The following is a 20,616-nucleotide window of genomic DNA, read 5'->3' on the forward strand; positions in this document are numbered from 1 at the left end:
TCCTAGATTCACAACGCGTAAATTGCTATTGCTTTTAAAAATCAATTTATCTAAGTTTGTTACAGAAAAATGGGCATTGAATGAAATCAGCAAAGGAAAAAATGATTGCCGGACTTCCCTATATTGATTCGGAGGGGCAATTATTTAAGGAAAGACAATACGCAAAAGAAGAACTGAAGCGATTTAACGATTCGGAGCCTAAACAACTGAAATTCAGAAAACAGATTATTCAAAAACTGTTTAAAGCGACGGGAACCCGATTCTTTCTCGAACCCCCTTTTCGTTGCGATTACGGTTATAATATTGCTATTGGTGAGAACTTTTACAGCAATTATAATTGTACGATTTTAGATGGCGCGCCGGTTACCATAGGTGACAATGTATTATTTGGGCCCAATGTAAGCCTCTTTACAGCTGGTCATCCCCTCCATTTTGAAGCAAGAAATCAAGGTTGGGAATTTGCGTTGCCGATCGTTATCGAAGATAATGTATGGATCGGTGGACATGTTGTCGTCAATCCCGGCGTGCGAATCGGAAAAAATTCGGTCGTTGGTTCTGGATCAGTCGTCACAAAAGATATACCAGCGGATGTCGTAGCTGCAGGCAATCCTTGCCGGGTGATACGTAACATCACCGAAGCGGATCGGATCAACTACACTGAGAATCTGTAGGAATAATATAGATCACGAGGGATAACATGGGGCACATTTATAGGAAAACGATCTATCTTTCCACTTACAGTTAACTTACAGAATCATTGGCTAAAGACAAAGAATAGCTGCGCATGGCTCCATTTTGTTTTCCAGAGACAAAACCATTCTTTTCCCAAAAGTACTGCTGTTCGTGAGGCGCATCCACCAGGAGATATTTACCTTTAAATGCACCGACAAAAAGCCGCGCATAGTGCAATAATGCAGTCCCTACCCCCCTCAACCTGGCAGGTGGAGCTACAGCAAAGAAATGGATTGTATAGCTATCGGTTGAACAAATCAGGCTCAGCACGCCTACCACTTCGTTTCCATCGTAGGCCGCAAAATGCGTCGCTTCAAAATCGCCCTCCAACATCACATCCCCCAATTTACCTTCCGGAGCGAAAATCTCTTTTCGAAGCTTCCAGGTCCGCGCTGCAAAGACCTGCTCAATGTACCATTCCATCATAATCCTGTTCTAATGCTATCAATGCGTCGGCAAGATAATTGATGGTATCGGAAGGCAGCAATGAATAGACTCCAAAAGTTTTTACCGCTATATCTGCAGCTCGCCCATGAAGAAACACCCCCATAATCAAGGCTTCCTTTGAAGAATAACCTTGCCCCAACAAGGAGCTGACAATCCCCGTTAGAATATCGCCGCTCCCCCCTGTTGCCATTCCTACATTGCCCGTACTATTGAAGTACACCATCCCATCGGGCATAACCATAGCACTATTAGCTCCTTTTATCAACACGTAAAATTGATGTTCACGCGCAAAGACTTTTACCTTTTCAATCTTTTCGAAATCATTCCCCCAGCTGCCTACGATACGGCTGAGTTCTTTAGGATGTGGCGTCAATATGCTGTGGGCCGGAACAAATGCCCAAAGATCGGGTTCATGAGCAAGAATATTCAAGGCATCGGCATCTAATACCAAAGGAGTATCATTAACAGTGGCTATAAATACCTTTAACGCATCAATTGTATATTGATCGGTTCCCATACCGATGCCGATACCGATAGACTGGTAGCTTTTAATACAGGGGAATTGACTAATAACGTCTTGTTCGGGATCTGTAATTACCATCGCTTCAGGAACAGCGGTCTGCAAAATAGTATTGCCATGGGCAGGTACATACGCAGACGCTAAACCACATCCGGCACGAAGAGCTGCTTTAAGTGCAAGCTGCACGGCGCCCATTTTACCTTTACTTCCCCCAATAATCAAGGTATGACCAAAAGTTCCCTTGTGATCAAACTTTCTTCTTTTTCGATAGAAAGATCTAACAAGAGACTGATCGACATAAAAAATATTCGTTTCGGTTTCCGCCATTGCACGTTGACTAAGACCGATTTCCAGCACCTTAAATGCTTGCGCATAAAACCGGTTTTCAGGCAACATTAAGGCCAATTTGGGTGACTGAAAAGTATAGACCATGTCTGCCTGAACAATGGGAACTCCCTGAGGAGTCTTTTCATCAGCAAGGAGACCCGAAGGCATATCGACGGAATAAATGCTTGCACCAGATCCATTTATACAAGAAATAATGCCTTCCCATTCCGCTGCCAGTACACGCTTCAGCCCATACCCGAACATGCAATCCACCACAATGGCTGCCGAAGGGATATCCAGGTGACCTTCGCAGGTAATCTTCCGGATAATATGTGACGCCAATCGTTTCTGATTGGCGAGATTGTCCACGGCGTATTCATCTGCTTCGACCAAATAAACACTTACCTGTGCCTGCTGCTGATCCAGAAGCCGGGCAAGTACCAGCCCGTCACCGCCATTGTTTCCTTTACCACAAAAAATGTAAAAGGATTCCTCCTCCAATTTTGGATAACGTTTTCTAAGTTCTTCAAAAACAGCTGTTGCTGCCCGTTCCATAAGATCCAGGCCGCTGATTTTTTGATCCTTAAGGGTTTCTTGATCGATCTGATTCATCTGCTGTGCGGAAAGTACCTTCATTGCTGCTATTTTTATTGAAAGTAACCATTCCCGAGGTCAAATAAAAATCTACGGAAACTTTTTGGCACGCGATAGCGATCCTCGCGGAGTATCCTATCTCCTCTCTTATGTAAGTACATGCTTTTTTTTCTGAAAATGTCTGATCTTATTGGCCAGAAAGAACCTTCAGTTTGCTTTCATTGCTGTTGGTACCTGCGAAGTCATGAAGGTTTTAATCACTTGTCGTTACCTCCTTCACCCCACCAGTACGTTTCAAGGTTCCCCAGGTATTTAATTCACCTTTAATAGCCTTTCTCACCGACTTAAATAAAACGAAATACATCAGCTGACGCCAGAAAAAGCGCTGTGGAAACAGATAAATTAAATTTTTAAGCTTTTCTCCCTCCATCTTGAAGGCAATACCAGCGAAGAAGATATCCACAAACACAAAAAGAAAGTAATAGAACATCACCTGACCAAAACCATTATGCAGCGAAAACAATCCTGCTATTCCCGTCCAGCTAATCCCATTCACTTCACTTAGGGAGAAAAGACCACTTACCAGCGAAAACAGCATAAATATATCAGCCAATGGCGCAAATAAAGGGAGTATGATCTGAAAGATCAGGATATTAGGCATCCCCACCATACCAAAATAGCCATATTTAGGATTCAATAAGGTCTTCTTATTTTTCCAAAAACTCTGCAAGACACCAAAGCTCCAACGGAAACGTTGCTTGAAAAGCATTTTGACCGTATCTGGTGCTTCCGTATACGCGATTGCTTCGGATGAATTCCGTACGGTATAACCAGCTTTTAATATACGCATAGTCAAATCACAATCTTCGGCCAATGTATCCGTTGTAAATCCGCCAACCTCCAAAATAACGGATCGACGAAAAGCACCAATGGCCCCCGGGACTACCGATATCATATTGAGCAGATCAAAAGCTCTCCGATCCATATTCTGTGAAGTTACATACTCGATCGATTGCCAGTGCGTCAGTATATTATGCACATTGCCCACTTTAACGCTCCCAGCAACAGCCGCGACCGACGATTTATTGAAATATTTCATCAATTGTTTTAGCGCATCAGCCTTGAGCTGTGTATCGGCATCAATACAGAGCACAAACTGTGCATCGGATTGTTGAATACCATAATTGAGCGCAGATGCTTTTCCGCCATTAGGTTTTGTAAAAAGCCTCACTTTGGGGTGGTCACCATAAACCTTACTGACCATCTCAAAAGTCTTATCTTTGGACCCGTCATCTACAAAAATCAATTCATAATTAGGGTAGTCCAAATTCAATAGGCTTTTTATCGTTGCCAAAACTGTTATTTCCTCATTATAGGCAGGAATGATCACACTGACCTTCTCCCGAGGGTCCAAAACCAATTGAGATTGCTCTTTTTTACTCCTTTGTTTTTGTCTGATCGCCAAATAAGCAATCATTGCGGTTCTAAAAATTGCCAATACAATCGCAACGGAAAAAACTAGATTAAGGAAAATATTACCGTAAAACAAGGTACCTAAGAACAAGCGATTGGAAGATCCACTAAATCCCGAGTCGGAAGCATTTTGTACGGGCGGCATTAGCTCATCCCGCTTCTTGCCCATTAAATCACCAATTGTTGCAAATTTATAACCATGGGATTTAAAGTAGTGAATAATACGGGGGAGCGCTTCTATTGTAGCCTCCCGATTTCCACCGGCATCATGTAATAGGATAATATTCCCATTATCGCGCTGTTTAATGACTTCATTGTAAATTTCATCTGCAGTACGACCCGGCAACCAGTCGTTGGGATCAATATATTCACCTATATTAATGTAATTTTCCTTTCGGCTCTGAGCGACGGGCAGAATTTCGGCCACAGTCTGGGGTTCAGCATCTGCGTTAAAAGGCGCCCGGAAAAGGATCGTACTATGGCCGGTTATACACTCAATAATCTTTCGGGTCGCATTCAACTCAAACTTAACACGGTTGGGCCCTATGGTAGACATATCGGGGTGAAAAAAAGTATGATTACCGAGTTCGTGTCCTTCTTGATATTCTCTGCGGACCAGGTCCATATTTTTTTCAGCCATCACACCAACAAGGAAAAAAGCTCCCGGCACATGTTCTTTTTTTAAGATGTCCAATACCTGCGGCGTATAGGTAGGGTCAGGACCGTCATCAAAGGTGAGGACCACTGTATTGTCTCTTTCTCCAAAACGCTTAATGACATAATTACTCGGTGTCTTCACATATTCCTGTCCCTGTATCATCGCTGTTGATGGATCAAAAGCAAATTTAACTTCTCCTGGAGCTGGACTATTTACCAGGTCCAAAATTTCGCCGTCACCAATATATTGTATACCACCGACATTGATCTGGCTTATTTTTCCGAAGTCAAAGGGCTCTTTTTTCAAGTCTTCCCGATCCAATGATCTTGAAATAAATGACCATAAACGGGCGTCCTCACTTCCTAAGCGCCAGAGTGCAATACCCGCTAACCCCCAGTCATCTGCTTTGCGGATAAGATTAAAATAAGTTGCTGCGTCAGTAAAATAAACATCATGAGACATCCCTGCCCCATCTTTATAGCTAAAGTTGAGATTTGCAGATTCGGGATCAAAAGTAATTTTGGCGTTGTAATTATGAGCTAAAATTACGGCGTTATCATAAGTCAAGGTCTTGCCGACACTGCCTTTTGGCCAGTCATATCCATAACATGCCAGGGCCAAAATCACCTTATCTGCATCGATCTTATTGCAAAGCTCATCGAGATTCTTTTCGACCCAAGCCTGATGTGAAATGGCACCGGCATTACTTTCAATGGAATGCTGATCATAAGCCATCAAAATAATGTAATCGTTGTACTTTTGTAGCGCAATAGGATCATAATCATCATTTTCAGGTGAAATATCCTGTGTAACGAGCAGGCCTTCTGTATGAAATATAGTATAGATATGTGCCATAAAATCGTTCAGTGGCTTGTGGTCATCCAACTGTAAATTCTCAAAGTCAATATTTATTCCAGCAAAACCATTTCGCTTTACTTTGAGAAGAATGTCGTCTATAAAACGTTGTTGTTTATCCGGATTAAGCAAGATGGCTTTTACAGTCTGCCCATCAAAATCCTTACCACTGAAATTGGAAATCTGCGCGATTGCTTTGCGTTTATATTGATGAATCACTTTAAGCGCAGCAGTATCGGCTTTATCCACTACTGTATCCTGATTGGGCACAGTAAAAAAGGACTCCATAGCAACCATATCCAAATGACCGATATTGCGACGTAAATCAGATAAAGACTGCTCACGCACTTCATTGGACCAAGAACTAACATAAAATCCCATATTGATTCTATTTTTGGTACCAATATGTTTTAAATGCTTTAGCTCTCGATCACGCTTAATCCTTTCCAGTTCGGATTTTACAACTGTAAACTCCTTGAATTGTTTGGACTTCTTTAATTTGGCAGTGGACTTTTCAGTCAATGGTGTATTGGTATTAATTGTCGGAAAAGGAGGAATCTGAATCTTTCCCAATGTATACACCACACATATGACACCAATAATCAAACCAATCACTAATGCGCTGCTCATCCATGAAAAAGCGTACCAGCGCTTTTTACTTGACGTCTGAAAAATCTGTTTTCCTGACATAATCGTGTTCTTATTAACTTCGGCTAAGCTACATCAGAAAATGGTCCAAAAAGTTGATGAATAGCTTAAAAATTTCTTAATTTTTTCAAATGATTCATCCTTCAAATTACATCTAAATTTAATTATATTCGTTGAAACATAATACACTGGCTTAAAAACTTTTATATGAAATCAATATACGTACTCCTGCCACTCTTTTCCTGTCAGGTTTTCACAGGCTGTGGGCAACCCAATCCTGTTGCGTCGAAAACCCAATCTACCGAGTTGGCAGCCGCACAGCCCGTACGAACTGACGGAAGTCAATTTATTGACCCTGACGGAACGACTGTCAAATCACGCATATTATTACCACAAGGCTTTAAAAGACTAAGCTACGAGGCTGGGGAATTCGGTTATTTTCTTGAGAATCTTCCATTATACCCTATCGACCAGGAAGTGCATTATTATAACGGAAAAATTAAACCTAGAAATAATATCTACAACAGTGTTGTGAAACTAGACATAGGAAAGCGTGATCTACACCAATGCGCCGATGCTGTCATGCGGCTCAGGGCAGATTACTTATACCAACAAAAGCGATATAAGGATATCAAATTTAACTTCCTTTCTGACGGTAAACCCCGCACCTATACAAACTATGCAAAAGGAGATTATTCGTACCCAACCTACTGGAAATACCTGGAATATATTTTCGCTTATGCAAACACCGCTTCGCTGCACGATGAACTTCCGAACGTAAAAACAACGCAAGAAGTTAAAATTGGGGACACTTTCATCCAAAAAGGATCATCTATTGGTCATGCGATCATCGTGGTTGATCTCGCAAAGAATAGCGCGGGAAAAACAATTGTATTGCTCGCGCAAAGCTATATGCCGGCTCAGGAAATACAAATTTTGAACAATTGGAACAACAGCAAGCTGAGCCCCTGGTACGACATAGATCAGGATATTATTAAAACCCCAGAATGGACATTTTATCCTAAAAATCTCAAAACCTGGAAATAATCGCAAAGAAGAATGACATCATTAAAATCTAACCGGCGAAGACTGGTGAAACAGCTGAGATACAGTCTAACTATCTCAAACACACAGACACCGGCTGGCTCCCATAACACGAAGCCGACCAATATTATAAATGTCCGGATATTTCTTTCTGAATTACAACAGATGCCATCTATCTTCCGCAGGACGCCAACTAGTATGTAGTCCATCAGAATTTATCAAAAAGCACTTTCAGTACTTGGCTGATCAGGCCACTCATGCCAAAAAAATCCATGTCGAATGATTTGGTCCGGTATCTCTGCAGCTGAATTAATGACGCAATTCACTTATCAAATAGTCATCCCTAATTTTTAATCATTTAGCGGATGGCTATTTTTGATTTTGTACATTTGCAAAAAGTAAAAGATTATGGGTATTTTTTCTAAGACATGTGAATATGGACTACGAGCAGTTTTTTTTATTGCACAAAGTTCTCAAGAAAACAAACGTGTGGGCATCAAAGAAATAGCAGAAAGCATCCATTCTCCAGAAGCTTTTCTAGGCAAGATATTACAGAATCTAAGCCGGGCAGGTATCGTTCGGTCCATGAAAGGACCCGGCGGTGGATTTTACCTCGATAGCGGAGATATGTCCACACCACTATCGGAAGTCGTCAAGGCAATAGACGGCGAGAACCTTTTTGTCGGATGCGGCATGGGACTTGAATTTTGCTCTGAGCAATACCCCTGTCCCTTGCATCACGAGTTCAAAAATATCCGCAACAACCTTTCTGAAATGCTTCAAAAAACAACACTAGGACAATTCAACGATGATCTTATTAAAGGGAAAATCCTATTAACTAAAAGCCATATCACCCCTCATAAAACTGACGATAATCCATCAAAATAAGCGGTTAAATCGATAGTTTTTTATTTTATTCCTTCCTACTCTCTTCCGTTGTCAATTCATCTGAAACGAGATATTATGCTTCTCCCTAAGAAAAACATAAACTTTATATAAGAAGCATATTACTACTGAAAGACAAATATATAAACAAAAAAATATATCTTAAAAAAAGTATTTCAAAAGATTCCATTCCCTATTTGTTTAAATGATCAAAATACCGGTAAATTGGAATGAATAGCTCAAGAAGAATATCTTAAGATACCATGTTGACAGTAATTAGCCGGCTGTATATAACCCTCTGAAAATAATGCTCCTATTTAGCATGATAGACCTATTTGAATACCGAAATAAGTTTTTTCTCACCAGATTTCAAGCTGATTATTGTTTAATTTCGGCGCTTTCCTTAGGGTTAAACCATCGTCAATAGGGTTATTTCGTTGACCAAACCCCAATTTCAACGGCTTTAATAGACACTAAAAATAAAAAGTAAAAAATAAAAACATTAATCTCTATATTACAAATAATTAAGCAATTCACATAAACAGAAAAACAACATAAAAAATGGGATAAAAAAACCGTATAAACCCAAAAACAGGTGTGGATAAAATTTTATCCACACCTGTTTTTGGGCCAGCAAACCATTTTAGCCACTACCCCAGCGCCAGAACCATCAGGAAATACTTCGCGCAGACTATAGACATGAGTGAAGTACTCCAACCCTGTTGGTTCGGATAAAATTGGCAGGGTCAAAGCTGATTTTCCCCAAACTATTTTGATAACTAAGAACAAAACAGAAAGCTCCTACCAATGCTTCGATTTGAAATCTTTTTTAAGCGATCTGAAATGATATCTTTGAGAAAAGCACTCATCCGCTATCCGATTTCCAAAAGACCGTACAGACGAGCTAATCGAGCTACAGACATAAAGATGAAAACTAAATTATCCGGTATCGACCTGGAAGACGACAGACATCCGTCCAATGCGATCATGGCTACGACTGCCCTATATGAAATACCGGCGCAAACAAGACTCACAAGAGATCATAGGGTATTACTTCTCATTCAAGGTCAATTTTAAGCGATTTAAGACAACATCTTCAAACAACCAAAGGAATTTACACACCCACCAAAACAAAGCCTAGATAAGCTTAAAACAACGTCATCCCCCTTCTTCCCCCGCCCCCTATCATTTATACCCGGCTGTCATAGATGATATCAAAGAAGCAAAAATACAGTCGACACACATAATAAAGCCCTTAAATACAGAATTATCAGCTAAAAATCTTAAAGAAAAAGAATAGTTAAATCAAAAAATTCAAAACGAGGTACACAAAAAGTAAACAAACTCTTTTATTATATTTAGACTTTTTCAGAAAACCATGAGCAGTACTACATCAACACTAGGATCATTTCTAACAACAGAACTAGGCAGAACGAGAAAAACGCGCAATATTATAATGGCCTTCTTCTTTGGTATATTCGCCTTTTTTTACGGATTCTTCCTCTTTTCATTTTTCCAGAAATGGTCAGATAGCGACGACAAACTCACGTTTTTCTACAAGTCACTCCCTACCCTATCCTTTCTTTTTGTTTATTTAGGTTTTATATTTGGACTTCTTATCTGGATAGTCTATATCAAATACCAAAAATTCATTCGCGCATTACAACGGTTAAACGATACTGACCTGGAAATTTATCAGCAATACACCAGGCGCCTAATCCGTATAAACGCGACTATTGCCCCTTATCTTTTCTGCGAAAATAAAATTCTATTCTTTCCTTTCATCGGAGACAAAAAGATCAGTGTGGGTCAAATTCACCGTATTGAAACAAAAATCATTCGGCATTCCCGCGGCCCAAACAGCTATCGCATATATTTCTACAACGAATTTAACAAAATCTATCAGGTGACAACCCATCAGAAAGGTGCCTTTGACTTCCTGCAAGAACAGCTTCGAAAGGAAAATAGCGATTTGGTCATTGTAGCCAGGAACCAATAGATGCACTAGTTCACACTCCTAATCAGAAAAAAAGCACCCAACACTTCAACCCCTAAGCACATCCACATCTGGCATCGAATTATTTCCGAGCGCAAATTAGCTCGGGAACTTATTGCCGAAGAGACCAACCCTCCCTACTGGCGTGCTTCTGTTATTTCCGGAGGATTAACAAGAAACATAATCTGCATAATTGCCCGATTCGGCAACCTCCTTGATCACACGGTTGCGCTCTTCAAGAAACCGAAGCATATATCTTTTGAGAAAGATCCATTCTGCCAATCGCCCCAATATACCAAGCGGAGCCTTGAAATTGAACACATCACGCATGAGTATGCTACCTTCTTCAAGCTCCTCGAAGATATGCTGATGATCCATAGAATGAAACACCCCCTGGATCATCTGATCTTCGAAAAAATAAGGCTTTTCCATTGCAGTTATCCGAACGGTCAATGTCTGCTTTACACCAAGATGCCTCGCACACCACCGAACCTGTTGCCCTGCTTCAATCAGTCCCGTCGTGACCCCACCAATCGCTTTTTCTCCCGTTTTCTTTGTCGAGTACATATGCAAATCAATGCTCCGTGCCAAATCAAAAACAACAGACAGAGGAGCTTTAATAACGGTATCTAAAATAAGCTGCGGCATAACACTTCTATAATAAATTTGACACGAATTTCGTAAAATTCAGGAATTTCTTTAGGATCGAGCACAAGAATTCTCTAAATTGACCTGCCGCATCCGAAAGACGGCTAAACAATAATCATGATAACATTAATTCGATTCGAACAATCAGATTTTCCTCGTTTCAAGTCCTGGATTGGATCCGAAGAGGATCTATTGCAGTTTGCAGGTCCCTATTTCTCCTTTCCGATTACTGATCTCCAACTTGAAAAATATATTCAGGACCCAAAACGCCGTATCTTTAAAATAACCGATACTGCCACCAAAGAAATTATTGGCCACTGCGAGCTAAACTTCGAACGGAACACCCCAAGACTGTGCCGCATTCTTATTGCAAAAAATTCCGAACGAAATAAAGGCTATGGCAAAAGTACCGTAAACGCATTATTAAAACTGCTCTTTATCGAAGACAACTATGACACTGCTGAATTAAATGTTTATGACTGGAACAGCCATGCAATCCGCTGTTATGAAGCTGTAGGTTTCCGGATCAACAAAAATATTATTTCAGAAGTAACGATTGGTCATTCGACCTGGAAAAGCGTCCTTATGCAGATAAGCAAATCTGACTGGAAAGCTAATTTAGCACGATGAAAAACAAACAAAAAATAAAGCGAATAACAATATGCTTGCTGATAACAGGTGTATTGCTCGGTTTCTATAGCTGGAAAATAGAGCCGCATTGGGTAAAATATGAGCAAGTCAACCTAACTATAAATCATTTACCTGAAGCACTGGAAGGAAAATCGCTGGTCCAAATTTCGGACATCCACATCGGCAACTACGTGGATAAAGATTTTATAAAAGGAACTTTCAGTAAAGTCACCGCATTAAATCCCGATATCGTGGTATATACCGGCGATTTTGTACGGCTTGTCAAAGATAAAATGCCATTAGCAGAGCTCAATGAAGTCATGCGGATTGCACCAAAAGGTAAACTGCAAACATTGGCAATCCTTGGAAACCACGATTACGGAAAGAATTTTCAGGACCGCACCGCGGCAGATTCAATCGTAAACCTACTCCATGGGTATCATATTAACGTATTGAGAAATGAAAGCGTAACAGTCCAGGGATTACGCATATTCGGTATAGATGATTTGTGGGGTACAAACTTTGATCCCGCTAAAGCCCTGAAGGACTATGTCCAATCAAAAGCCAGCCTGGTCTTATGCCACAATCCCGATGCTGTTGACCTCGATGTCTGGAATAGCTACAATGGCTGGATTCTGGCTGGACATACACACGCAGGGCAAGTACGAATTCCTTTCTGGGGCTCTCCTATCCTACCTGTACAAAACAAAAACTACGATCAGGGAATAAAAAGAATAAGCGGAAATAGGACATTATATGTCAATCGGGGATTAGGTCACAGTATCCCCGTCAGATTCAATGCCAGGCCCGAGGTAACAATTTTCACCTTGAAAAAAGAATAAAAATTGAACTACGACAGTTTAAAACTGATCTTTTAAAGAAGATAGGGATAGAATGCCGTGTGAATTGTCTGTCTATAATCCTCGAAAGGATCTATCCCTTGCTGTCTACCCAAAACAGCATAACTTGAACTCCAAAAATCTGAAACAATGAAAAGCTGACGTACAAATCTCTTTAAATTCAACAGCGGGATTTCGCTACGGAACATCCCCCCATCAGCGTAATACATAAATAAGGAAACCAGCTGCCCCTCGCGCTGTTCAACCAAACGTCTATAGGATTCGGCAATCCTAGGAATCCAGTTACAGATTTCAACAAAATTCTCAAAAATAAATCTATACTTATCAATCAGTACATAGGAGCCTTCGATAAAACCGTCCAATAATTGCTGAAACGAGACGCCCCTTTTTTCTGGAAGCAAAATCATTTTCTCATAGCCAGCCTCAAGTAACTGAAAGATGTGAAAAATAATATCTTCTGTATGCTTAAAATGATAGTGAAGATTACCGGCACTTATCCCCATTTCTTGTGCGATCTGACGTGTCGTTACCGTGCGTATACCATCCCGGTTATAGATTTTCAGCGCTTCGCTAATAATTTTTTCTTTCGTATTCACGATACAAATTTAGAACAATTGTTCTAAATTTGTATCGTGAATTATTAAATAAGACAATAGAATGGAAAAATCATCAAACAATTGGCTAATAAGACAGTTTAAGGAACTAAAACAAACTTTGATTCCGGCAAATCCGAACGATAGCCCCTGGAAAAAATTCGGCAAACAAACAGCATTTTTTATGTTTTTAACCTTAATGGCATGTGGAGCTATCGCAATGTTAATCGCAGTGTCTTTTGCACACTAAGCAAGGAACTGTTTGATGGTTTATTTATTTTTTACTGGTTTTGCTGGTTTTTCATCCGATTCAGCAGGTCGGTGAATGCTCCAATTCCATACTTGAACAATTGGTTAACCGATTTGGTATTTGTCCCGATCATTATTCATTTTTCATCCGTGATTGGAAGTTTTCTATTCAACAAAAACAGGGCACACGGCTACCCTCTATATCAAATCTGGACGATTTCTTTCTTGGTATCTATCCTTTTTGAGTGGATCATGCCTAAGTATACAAGCTATAATACCGGAGATATTATTGATATTTTGGCTTATTTTAGTGGCGGTTTATTCTATTTCTGTTTTCACCAACCCTATTACATAAGGAGGAATTTTCAATTAGCACAACAGCAAGAAGCTGCGAGCTCGCCCAATCCAGATGCGAACGTAGTGCCCTAAAAAAATAGGTACTTAAAAACAGAAAATCAGCCTTATCAATCAACGATTCTCAAACAATATCCTCCTATCGCTATCGGAGCGCGAAAAATAGGCCAGATAAGGCAAAAAAAAACCTTTGTTTGATTCCAACCATTATGACATCAAACAAAGGACCTTATATTAACAGCACTTCACAGACTAAGTGTCTTGTTTCCTATTAGTACTCAATCAATACTTCAGTGACTTGCGCTCCTTGCTTAGCACTTTTGAATTTAAATTTAACCTTTTGATTGAGGTTTAATTTCTGTCCGACAAGACGATCATTGAAATAAATAGATTGCTGCGTATCGCTGTCCCGAATAAACCCATAGTTAGATTCTGTATTGTAGTGAACAACCTTTCCAAAGGAATAGTCATCTTGATGGTTCGAGGCCATACTAGGACTCTCTCCTTCTTTCAATTTAATTGCAGGTCTATCAGAGATATTCCCATGCTCGTCAACATAAGCAAACAATTCTTCTAACGACTTCCCTTTGTCATTATTTGTTTTGTTGAATTCTTTTTTTTCAATTTTCTGTTGTTTTTTGAGTAGTTTCTTTTTTTCTCGTTCTTTTTTGTTAAATGTAATTTGGCTTTTGCTCATTCAATATGGATTAAAATAAAATGTTCCCGAAGAGGTTACGGACCTTTAGAGCTTCGTTGAAAAGATAAAAATGCGAGGTATACTAAGGAGATAATTGCAAATATAAGAAAAATTCTTCAAAAAAGGGATATCTAAAGATCTTGTCCCCCAGATTTTAAGCTAGAACCGGTTCGTTTCTTCGATTTTAAACAGCAAATGCAAAGACTGTTATCTTATTGGCTAAACGGACTCGAGTACGGCTCTTAGGAGCGACAAGCATTTTCAACCATAGCCTATCTATACCAATCCTATAAAAGCGATCTATTTCAATCACAAAAATTGAAAACTTTCATAAAACAAAAAGGTCATTTGGGCGTTATTTTGAGAAAAAACTATGGAAATAAGAAACATCGAAAGGGAAGACAGAGGCAATTTTATTGCAGAAGTTGAAAATAGTGAAGCTGGAATTTTAGAGTATACTTGGCAAAACGATCATGAGTTTTCTATTGATCATACGGAGGTCTACGACGAATATAAGGGAATGAGTGTGGGAAAAAAATTGGTACTGGAGGCGGTTGACTATGCCCGAAAGAATGATGCCAAAATTATCCCAAATTGTCCCTATGCGAAAGCTATTTTCGACAAAACAATAGCTTTTCAAGATGTATTGGCATAAAAAAGCCGTTTTATCCTGTCGATAAAACGGCTTTTTTATAGTGTATTGAGTGGGTTAAATCACAATATTGATTATTTTTCCTTTGACAAAAATAATCTTTTTGATCGCTTTCCCATCTAAATGTCGTTGTACATCAGCATGTGCTTTAATCGTATCTTCTACTGCTTTTTGATCTAAATCAAGCGCCAATGATAGATTGAATTTCATTTTACCATTGAAAGATACCGGATACGCAAATTCAGATTCAACTAAATATTCTGGTTTAAAGACAGGATATGAAGCGTACGAAAGTGTGCCCGCTTCATTACCCAGCAGTGCCCATAGCTCTTCGGTGATATGTGGCGCATAAGGCTGGAGAATAACCACCAACTGTTCCAATATTTGTCGTTTATTACTCTTCAGATCCGTCAATTCATTGACACAGATCATAAAGGCTGATACGGAAGTATTGAATGAAAAACGCTCAATATCTTCTTCCACCTTTTTGATAATTTTATGCAAAGCTTTAAATTCCGCTTTGGATGGATCTTCATCAGAAACATTGAAATTACCTTCAGCATCGTGGAAAAGGCGCCATACTTTACGCAAGAACTTATAAACCCCTTCAATACCATTGGTATTCCAAGGTTTAGCTTGCTCCAATGGACCTAAAAACATTTCATATAGGCGCAGTGTATCCGCTCCATACGACTCGATAATATCGTCCGGATTGACCACATTGAATTTGGATTTCGACATTTTCTCCACCTCACTACCACAGATATATTTACCATTTTCCAATACAAATTCAGCATTAGCAAAGTCCGGTCTGAAGTTTTTAAATTTTTCTAAATCCAGCATATCATTGGAGACAATATTAACGTCTACATGCAATGGAATTGTTTTATAATCGTTTCTTAAACCATAGGACACAAACTGGCTAGTACCTCTGCCCTCTTCATCGAGCACACGGTATACAAAATTTGAGCGTCCTTGAATCATTCCTTGATTAATCAATTTACGGAATGGTTCTTCCTCATTTTGGTAACCCAAATCTTTTAAAAACTTGTTCCAAAAACGCGAATATAATAAGTGTCCTGTAGCATGTTCAGAGCCTCCAATATATAAATCCACGGCTTTCCAATAATCTACAGCTTCTTTGGAGGCAAAATCACCCTCATTCTTCGGATCCATATACCTAAACCAATACCATGAAGAACCCGCCCATCCTGGCATCGTGCTCAACTCATATTCGTATTGATCTTCATATTTCCAATCTTTAGCTCTTCCTAAAGGAGGTTCTCCTGATTCTGTTGGTAAATATTTATCCACCTCAGGTAACAATAGTGGTAATTCCTCCTCCTTAATTAAATAAGGTAATCCATTCTTAAAGTAAACTGGCACTGGCTCCCCCCAATAGCGCTGACGTCCAAAAATAGCATCGCGCATACGGAAGTTTACTTTCGCCTTTCCCAATTTAAGCTCCTCTAATCTTGCAATTAAAGCTGGTACAGCCTCCTGATAGGTCATGCCATTGATAAAATCGGAATTGATGTATTTCCCATCCTTATTAGGATCGGCTTCTTCTTCAATATTTTGTGTATCGGAAATAGGAATAATCTCTAGGTTGAAATGTTTAGCAAAAACATAGTCACGTTGATCACCACTAGGAACAGCCATAACAGCACCTGTACCATATCCTGCAAGGACATAATCCGCAATCCAAATTTGTACATTTTGTCCTGAAATCGGATGCTTGGCATAGGAACCTGTAAAAGCTCCTGAAACTGTTTTTGTATCGGCCATACGATCCAATTCAGATTTCTTTGCCGTCTTCTCGATATACGCATCGACTTCAGCTTGTTGTTCAGGAGTTGTCAATGCTGCGACCAATTCATGCTCTGGCGCCAAAACAACAAATGAAACACCAAATATAGTATCTACACGCGTCGTAAAAACTTCGATGACCGTATCTAATTGCGGTACCGGGAATTTCACAGAAGCACCGACCGATTTCCCGATCCAGTTTCGTTGCATTTCAATCAATGGTTCTGGCCAATCAACCGTATCCAACCCTCTTAACAAACGATCCGCATAGGCAGTAATACGCATAGACCACTGCATCATCTTCTTTTGCTCAACCGGATATCCACCACGCTCAGAAACACCATTGATTACCTCGTCATTCGCCAATACTGTACCTAAAGCAGCACACCAATTTACCGTACTTTCACGTAAATAAGCAATCCGATATTTCAATAACTCACGTTGTTGCTTTTCTTCATCAAAAGATTTCCATTCTTCGGCGCTGAATTCCAACACATCTTCATCAGAAACCGCTGCAATGGAAGCAGAGCCACTTGCTGTAAACCTCGCTATCAACGTTTCGATCGGTTCGGCTTTATCTGATTCTTTATTATACCAAGAATCAAACAATCTCATAAAAATCCACTGTGTCCATTTGTAATAAGCAGGATCGGAAGTACGTACTTCGCGGCTCCAATCATAAGAGAAGCCAATGTTATCCATTTGCTCACGATAACGATTGATATTTACCTCAGTCGTAACAGCAGGATGCTGGCCAGTTTGAATGGCATATTGCTCTGCAGGAAGTCCAAAAGAATCATATCCCATCGGATGCAATACATTGAAACCTTTCAAACGTTTATATCTTGAAAAGATGTCCGAAGCAATATATCCCAGCGGATGACCAACGTGCAATCCCGCTCCAGAAGGATAAGGAAACATATCCAATACATAGTATTTTGGCTTTTGATGCGTATCGGACGTTTTATACGTTTGATGATCCGCCCAAAACTTTTGCCACTTTTTCTCTAATGATTTGTGATTATACTCCATTTTTATTCGTAAGGAATTTTTATGACTTGCGAAATTACGATTTTAATACCGAAATGTGATAAAAGTTTTGTAGTTTGAACAATAAATTATAGTATTGAAAAGTTAATTAAACATAGGAAGAAAACAGTGTTCGAATAGATTTTTATCAAAGTAATTACAAGATTAATTCGAAATCTTCCACTCAAATAGTTACTTTCGCAAATAAATTTTTGCTTATTATGTCAGAATACGAATTAAGCACACAAAAAAGAAAAACAAAATCTGTATATGTATCTACGGTGATCAGTATCGCTCTTGTGCTGCTGGTAACAGGTATGTTGGGATTACTCTTGGTGCACGCTAAAAATCTTTCAAAATACGTTAAGGAAAATATTGTCTTAAATGTCATCGTGAATGATGGTACAAGTGAAGGTGATGTGCTATCCTTGCAAAAAGACCTTGAGAAGGATCCCTATGTACTCCGTACCGAATATATCAGTAAAGAATTAGCTGCAAAAAATCTAAAAGAGGATCTCGGTGAGGATTTCGTACAATACTTGGGGCATAACCCACTTCTGCCTTCTTTAGATGTTTACATGAAAGAGAATTATGCCAATACCGATAGTATTAAAACTTTTATTGAGAAGATCTCCAAAAACAATAAGATCAAAGAAGTTGTATACCAGGAATCATTGATTGACATGGTCAATCAAAACGTACGTATTATCGGTATGATTGTTTTGGCATTTGCGGTCATTCTACTCATTATCGCCGTAGCTTTAATAAACAATACAATCCGTCTGGCAATTTACTCACAACGCTTCTTAATCAAAAGTATGCAACTGATTGGAGCGACTAAAAACTTTATCCGCAAGCCATTTATAACCTATGGCATCATTCATGGTTTGCTGGGATCTCTAATTGCAATTTTACTCCTCATTTTAACGCTTAAGTTTGCGCAGCAGCAAATACCTGAATTGGTCTTTTTACGCAACTGGTTTGAATTTGGAGTGATCTTTTTAGGCGTAATCTTAATTGGGATTCTCATTTCGGGACTTAGTACCTATTTCGCGGTAACAAAATACTTAAAGGCACAATCTAACGATTTATACAGATAAAAATGGCTCAAATAAAGAAATCTACTGAATCAGTAAACAAAGGTTCATTTGTATTCTCCAAAGTAAATTACCAACTGTTTATAGCTAGCTTAGCTGTTGTAATCATTGGCTTTGCATTGATGTCCGGTGAAACTGACATTTATAGTTTTACCAAGATTACCTTGGCTCCTATTGTTGTTGTTCTCGGGTTTGCCATAGGATTCGCAGCAATCCTATACCGTCCCAAAAACAAATCCAACTAAAGCATAATCTTATTTTAAACAGATGTCTATTATTGAAGCTATTATCCTTGCTATCATTGAAGGATTAACGGAGTTTTTGCCTGTATCGTCGACAGGTCACATGATCATTGCTACTGCCTTAATGGGTATTCAACCATCAGCATTTGTCAAATTATTTACGATTGTCATCCAGCTGGGAACGATATTATCCGTTCTAGTGCTATACTACAAACGTTTTTTTAAAACGCTTTCTTTTTATTACAAATTGATTATCGCAGCTATTCCGGCTTCTGTGCTGGGCTTGCTGTTCAACGATTATATTGACGCACTATTAGAAAGCCCTCTAATGGTCGCGGTCATGTTAGTGGTCGGAGGCCTGGTTTTACTTTTTGTTGACAAGTGGTTCAACAAGCCAACTGTTGAAGATTCGGACAAGGTTTCCTACAAACAAGCTTTTATGATCGGTGTATATCAATGTCTTGCATTGATCCCGGGCACCTCAAGATCTGCAAGTACGATTATTGGCGGTATGGCAGAAAAGTTAACCCGTAAAGCTGCTGCTGAATTTTCCTTTTTCCTAGCTTTGCCAATGATGTTTGGCGCTTCTGCAGTGAAGCTGTTGAAATTTTTCAAGGAAGGGAATACGTTTACAGGAGAAGAGCTTAATTTGCTCATCATAGGAAATCTAATTGGTTTCGTTGTTGCCATCGTTGCCATCAAGTCTTTCATTGGCTTTTTGACCAAATATGGTTTTAAAGCATTTGGTTGGTACCGAATCATCGTTGGTGTTATTATTCTTGCCCTTCTGCTTTCGGGTCATAGTTTACAAATTATCTAAAATCTTTGGATGGAAAATATAGAGGTTAGTGAAAACTCAGCGAAGTTCAACTTTGCTGAAGGAGAGATGCTGTTGATCGATAAACCTTTAACATGGACAAGTTTTGACGTTGTTGGTAAAGTCAGAAACTCCATCAAACCGTTAAAATTAAAAGTCGGTCACGCGGGAACTTTAGATCCGCTTGCGACCGGCTTACTTATTGTTTGCACAGGCAAACTCACAAAAAAAATTGACAGCTACCAAGCTGAGGACAAAGAATACACCGGTTCGATCACACTGGGAGCTACAACGCCTTCTTATGATCTGGAAACGGAAATTGATGAAACCTTTGCAATCGATCATATTACGGAGGAAATGATCCTTGAAGCTGCGAAATCCTTTGAAGGCGATATTCAGCAATTTCCACCAGCCCACTCGGCTATTAAAATAAATGGCGAACGCGTGTATGAAAAAGCCCGACGAGGCGAAGAAGTTGAAATAAAATCTCGCCAAGTACGCATTAATAGCTTTCTGATTGAAAAAATCGAACTCCCAAACGTGTATTTTCGTATCTCCTGTTCAAAAGGAACCTACATCAGATCACTAGCCTATGACTTTGGAAAAGTCTTACAGAGCGGCTCACATCTGAGTTCTTTGAGACGCACCAAAAGCGGGGATTATAAAGTAGAAAATGCATGGAATCTAGAACAACTTATCGCTGAAATAAAACGTCATAAAGAAATCATTAAATAACTTTACCGTCCCATTTTATTGATTC

Annotated in this window: 21 protein-coding genes; 14 read left to right on the forward strand and 7 right to left on the reverse strand. The window is 39.4% G+C overall.

The features are described from left to right. Positions 1-80: 80 nt before the first annotated feature. Positions 81-671 (forward strand): sugar O-acetyltransferase, encoded by a 591-nt coding sequence (locus AB1Z56_RS11220; protein WP_426792066.1) that lies wholly within the window; start codon positions 81-83, stop codon positions 669-671. A 70-nt stretch (positions 672-741) separates the two neighbouring features. Here AB1Z56_RS11220 and AB1Z56_RS11225 read toward each other — a convergent pair whose 3' ends face one another. The 3 genes from AB1Z56_RS11225 to AB1Z56_RS11235 all read right to left on the reverse strand — a co-directional run bounded on the left by AB1Z56_RS11225 (position 742) and on the right by AB1Z56_RS11235 (position 6,296). Beyond that, positions 742-1,158: a GNAT family N-acetyltransferase gene (locus AB1Z56_RS11225; RefSeq protein ID WP_426792067.1), complete on the reverse strand. Its 417-nt coding sequence runs from the start codon at positions 1,156-1,158 to the stop codon at positions 742-744. Beyond that, positions 1,139-2,662: an NAD(P)H-hydrate dehydratase gene (locus tag AB1Z56_RS11230; RefSeq protein WP_426792068.1), complete on the reverse strand. Its 1,524-nt coding sequence runs from the start codon at positions 2,660-2,662 to the stop codon at positions 1,139-1,141. Before AB1Z56_RS11230 ends, AB1Z56_RS11225 begins: the two co-directional genes overlap by 20 nt. A gap of 211 nt (positions 2,663-2,873) precedes the next feature. Continuing rightward, positions 2,874-6,296 carry a glycosyltransferase gene (locus tag AB1Z56_RS11235; RefSeq protein WP_426792069.1) on the reverse strand — a complete coding sequence of 1,141 codons (3,423 nt, stop codon included), beginning with the start codon at positions 6,294-6,296 and terminating at the stop codon, positions 2,874-2,876. 165 nt (positions 6,297-6,461) lie between these two features. Here AB1Z56_RS11235 and AB1Z56_RS11240 point away from each other — a divergent pair, with 165 nt between their 5' ends. From AB1Z56_RS11240 to AB1Z56_RS11255, 4 genes are all read left to right on the forward strand, one after another. After that, a complete protein-coding gene (locus AB1Z56_RS11240) occupies positions 6,462-7,301 on the forward strand; it encodes a DUF4846 domain-containing protein (RefSeq protein ID WP_426792070.1) in 840 nt (279 codons plus the stop codon). 405 nt (positions 7,302-7,706) lie between these two features. Then, positions 7,707-8,186 carry an RrF2 family transcriptional regulator gene (locus AB1Z56_RS11245; RefSeq protein ID WP_309363605.1) on the forward strand — a complete coding sequence of 160 codons (480 nt, stop codon included), beginning with the start codon at positions 7,707-7,709 and terminating at the stop codon, positions 8,184-8,186. A 924-nt stretch (positions 8,187-9,110) separates the two neighbouring features. Beyond that, positions 9,111-9,260, forward strand: a complete 150-nt coding sequence (locus AB1Z56_RS11250) for a hypothetical protein (RefSeq protein ID WP_426792071.1) — start codon at positions 9,111-9,113, stop codon at positions 9,258-9,260. 301 nt (positions 9,261-9,561) lie between these two features. Next, on the forward strand, positions 9,562-10,182 hold the full coding sequence (locus AB1Z56_RS11255; protein WP_309363601.1) for a hypothetical protein: 621 nt from the start codon (positions 9,562-9,564) through the stop codon (positions 10,180-10,182). 165 nt (positions 10,183-10,347) lie between these two features. Here AB1Z56_RS11255 and AB1Z56_RS11260 read toward each other — a convergent pair whose 3' ends face one another. Then, complete coding sequence (locus AB1Z56_RS11260; RefSeq protein ID WP_309363599.1) at positions 10,348-10,827, reverse strand: SRPBCC family protein; 480 nt, start codon at positions 10,825-10,827, stop codon at positions 10,348-10,350. Between the two features lie 117 nt (positions 10,828-10,944). Here AB1Z56_RS11260 and AB1Z56_RS11265 point away from each other — a divergent pair, with 117 nt between their 5' ends. Beyond that, on the forward strand, positions 10,945-11,457 hold the full coding sequence (locus AB1Z56_RS11265) for a GNAT family N-acetyltransferase (RefSeq protein ID WP_309363598.1): 513 nt from the start codon (positions 10,945-10,947) through the stop codon (positions 11,455-11,457). Next, the gene (locus tag AB1Z56_RS11270; RefSeq protein ID WP_426792072.1) at positions 11,454-12,299 is read left to right on the forward strand and encodes a metallophosphoesterase; all 846 of its coding nucleotides are present in this window, start codon (positions 11,454-11,456) and stop codon (positions 12,297-12,299) included. Before AB1Z56_RS11265 ends, AB1Z56_RS11270 begins: the two co-directional genes overlap by 4 nt. Positions 12,300-12,331: 32 nt before the next feature. Here the strand turns inward: AB1Z56_RS11270 and AB1Z56_RS11275 are convergent, their stop codons facing one another. Continuing rightward, positions 12,332-12,913, reverse strand: a complete 582-nt coding sequence (locus tag AB1Z56_RS11275; RefSeq protein ID WP_426792073.1) for a TetR/AcrR family transcriptional regulator — start codon at positions 12,911-12,913, stop codon at positions 12,332-12,334. 61 nt (positions 12,914-12,974) lie between these two features. On the opposite strand from AB1Z56_RS11275, the gene AB1Z56_RS11280 reads away from it, so the two are divergent. Further along, positions 12,975-13,160, forward strand: coding sequence for a hypothetical protein (locus AB1Z56_RS11280; RefSeq protein WP_426792074.1), 186 nt, complete (start codon positions 12,975-12,977; stop codon positions 13,158-13,160). 92 nt (positions 13,161-13,252) lie between these two features. Further along, positions 13,253-13,588 carry a hypothetical protein gene (locus AB1Z56_RS11285; RefSeq protein WP_426792075.1) on the forward strand — a complete coding sequence of 112 codons (336 nt, stop codon included), beginning with the start codon at positions 13,253-13,255 and terminating at the stop codon, positions 13,586-13,588. A 196-nt stretch (positions 13,589-13,784) separates the two neighbouring features. Here AB1Z56_RS11285 and AB1Z56_RS11290 read toward each other — a convergent pair whose 3' ends face one another. Continuing rightward, entirely contained in the window at positions 13,785-14,210 is a 426-nt protein-coding gene (locus tag AB1Z56_RS11290; RefSeq protein WP_426792076.1) for a cold-shock protein, read from the reverse strand. Between the two features lie 373 nt (positions 14,211-14,583). Here AB1Z56_RS11290 and AB1Z56_RS11295 point away from each other — a divergent pair, with 373 nt between their 5' ends. Continuing rightward, positions 14,584-14,865, forward strand: a complete 282-nt coding sequence (locus tag AB1Z56_RS11295; protein ID WP_309363588.1) for a GNAT family N-acetyltransferase — start codon at positions 14,584-14,586, stop codon at positions 14,863-14,865. Between the two features lie 54 nt (positions 14,866-14,919). On the opposite strand, the gene leuS is transcribed toward AB1Z56_RS11295, so the two are convergent. Then, positions 14,920-17,703: a leucine--tRNA ligase gene (gene leuS, locus AB1Z56_RS11300; protein WP_426792077.1), complete on the reverse strand. Its 2,784-nt coding sequence runs from the start codon at positions 17,701-17,703 to the stop codon at positions 14,920-14,922. A 218-nt stretch (positions 17,704-17,921) separates the two neighbouring features. Between leuS and AB1Z56_RS11305 the strand changes: the two genes are divergently transcribed. Genes AB1Z56_RS11305 through truB form a run of 4 tightly spaced genes read left to right on the forward strand, consistent with a single transcriptional unit; the run spans position 17,922 to position 20,591 of the window. After that, the gene (locus tag AB1Z56_RS11305) at positions 17,922-18,800 is read left to right on the forward strand and encodes a cell division protein FtsX (protein ID WP_309363584.1); all 879 of its coding nucleotides are present in this window, start codon (positions 17,922-17,924) and stop codon (positions 18,798-18,800) included. A gap of 2 nt (positions 18,801-18,802) precedes the next feature. Further along, a complete protein-coding gene (locus AB1Z56_RS11310) occupies positions 18,803-19,042 on the forward strand; it encodes a DUF3098 domain-containing protein (protein WP_293906620.1) in 240 nt (79 codons plus the stop codon). A gap of 22 nt (positions 19,043-19,064) precedes the next feature. Then, positions 19,065-19,859, forward strand: coding sequence for an undecaprenyl-diphosphate phosphatase (locus AB1Z56_RS11315; RefSeq protein WP_070565586.1), 795 nt, complete (start codon positions 19,065-19,067; stop codon positions 19,857-19,859). 9 nt (positions 19,860-19,868) lie between these two features. After that, a complete protein-coding gene (gene truB / locus AB1Z56_RS11320; RefSeq protein WP_309363582.1) occupies positions 19,869-20,591 on the forward strand; it encodes a tRNA pseudouridine(55) synthase TruB in 723 nt (240 codons plus the stop codon). The last annotated feature ends 25 nt before the right edge of the window (positions 20,592-20,616 follow it).

Source organism: Sphingobacterium sp. WOUb80 (assembly GCF_050058145.1).
Lineage (GTDB): Bacteria > Bacteroidota > Bacteroidia > Sphingobacteriales > Sphingobacteriaceae > Sphingobacterium.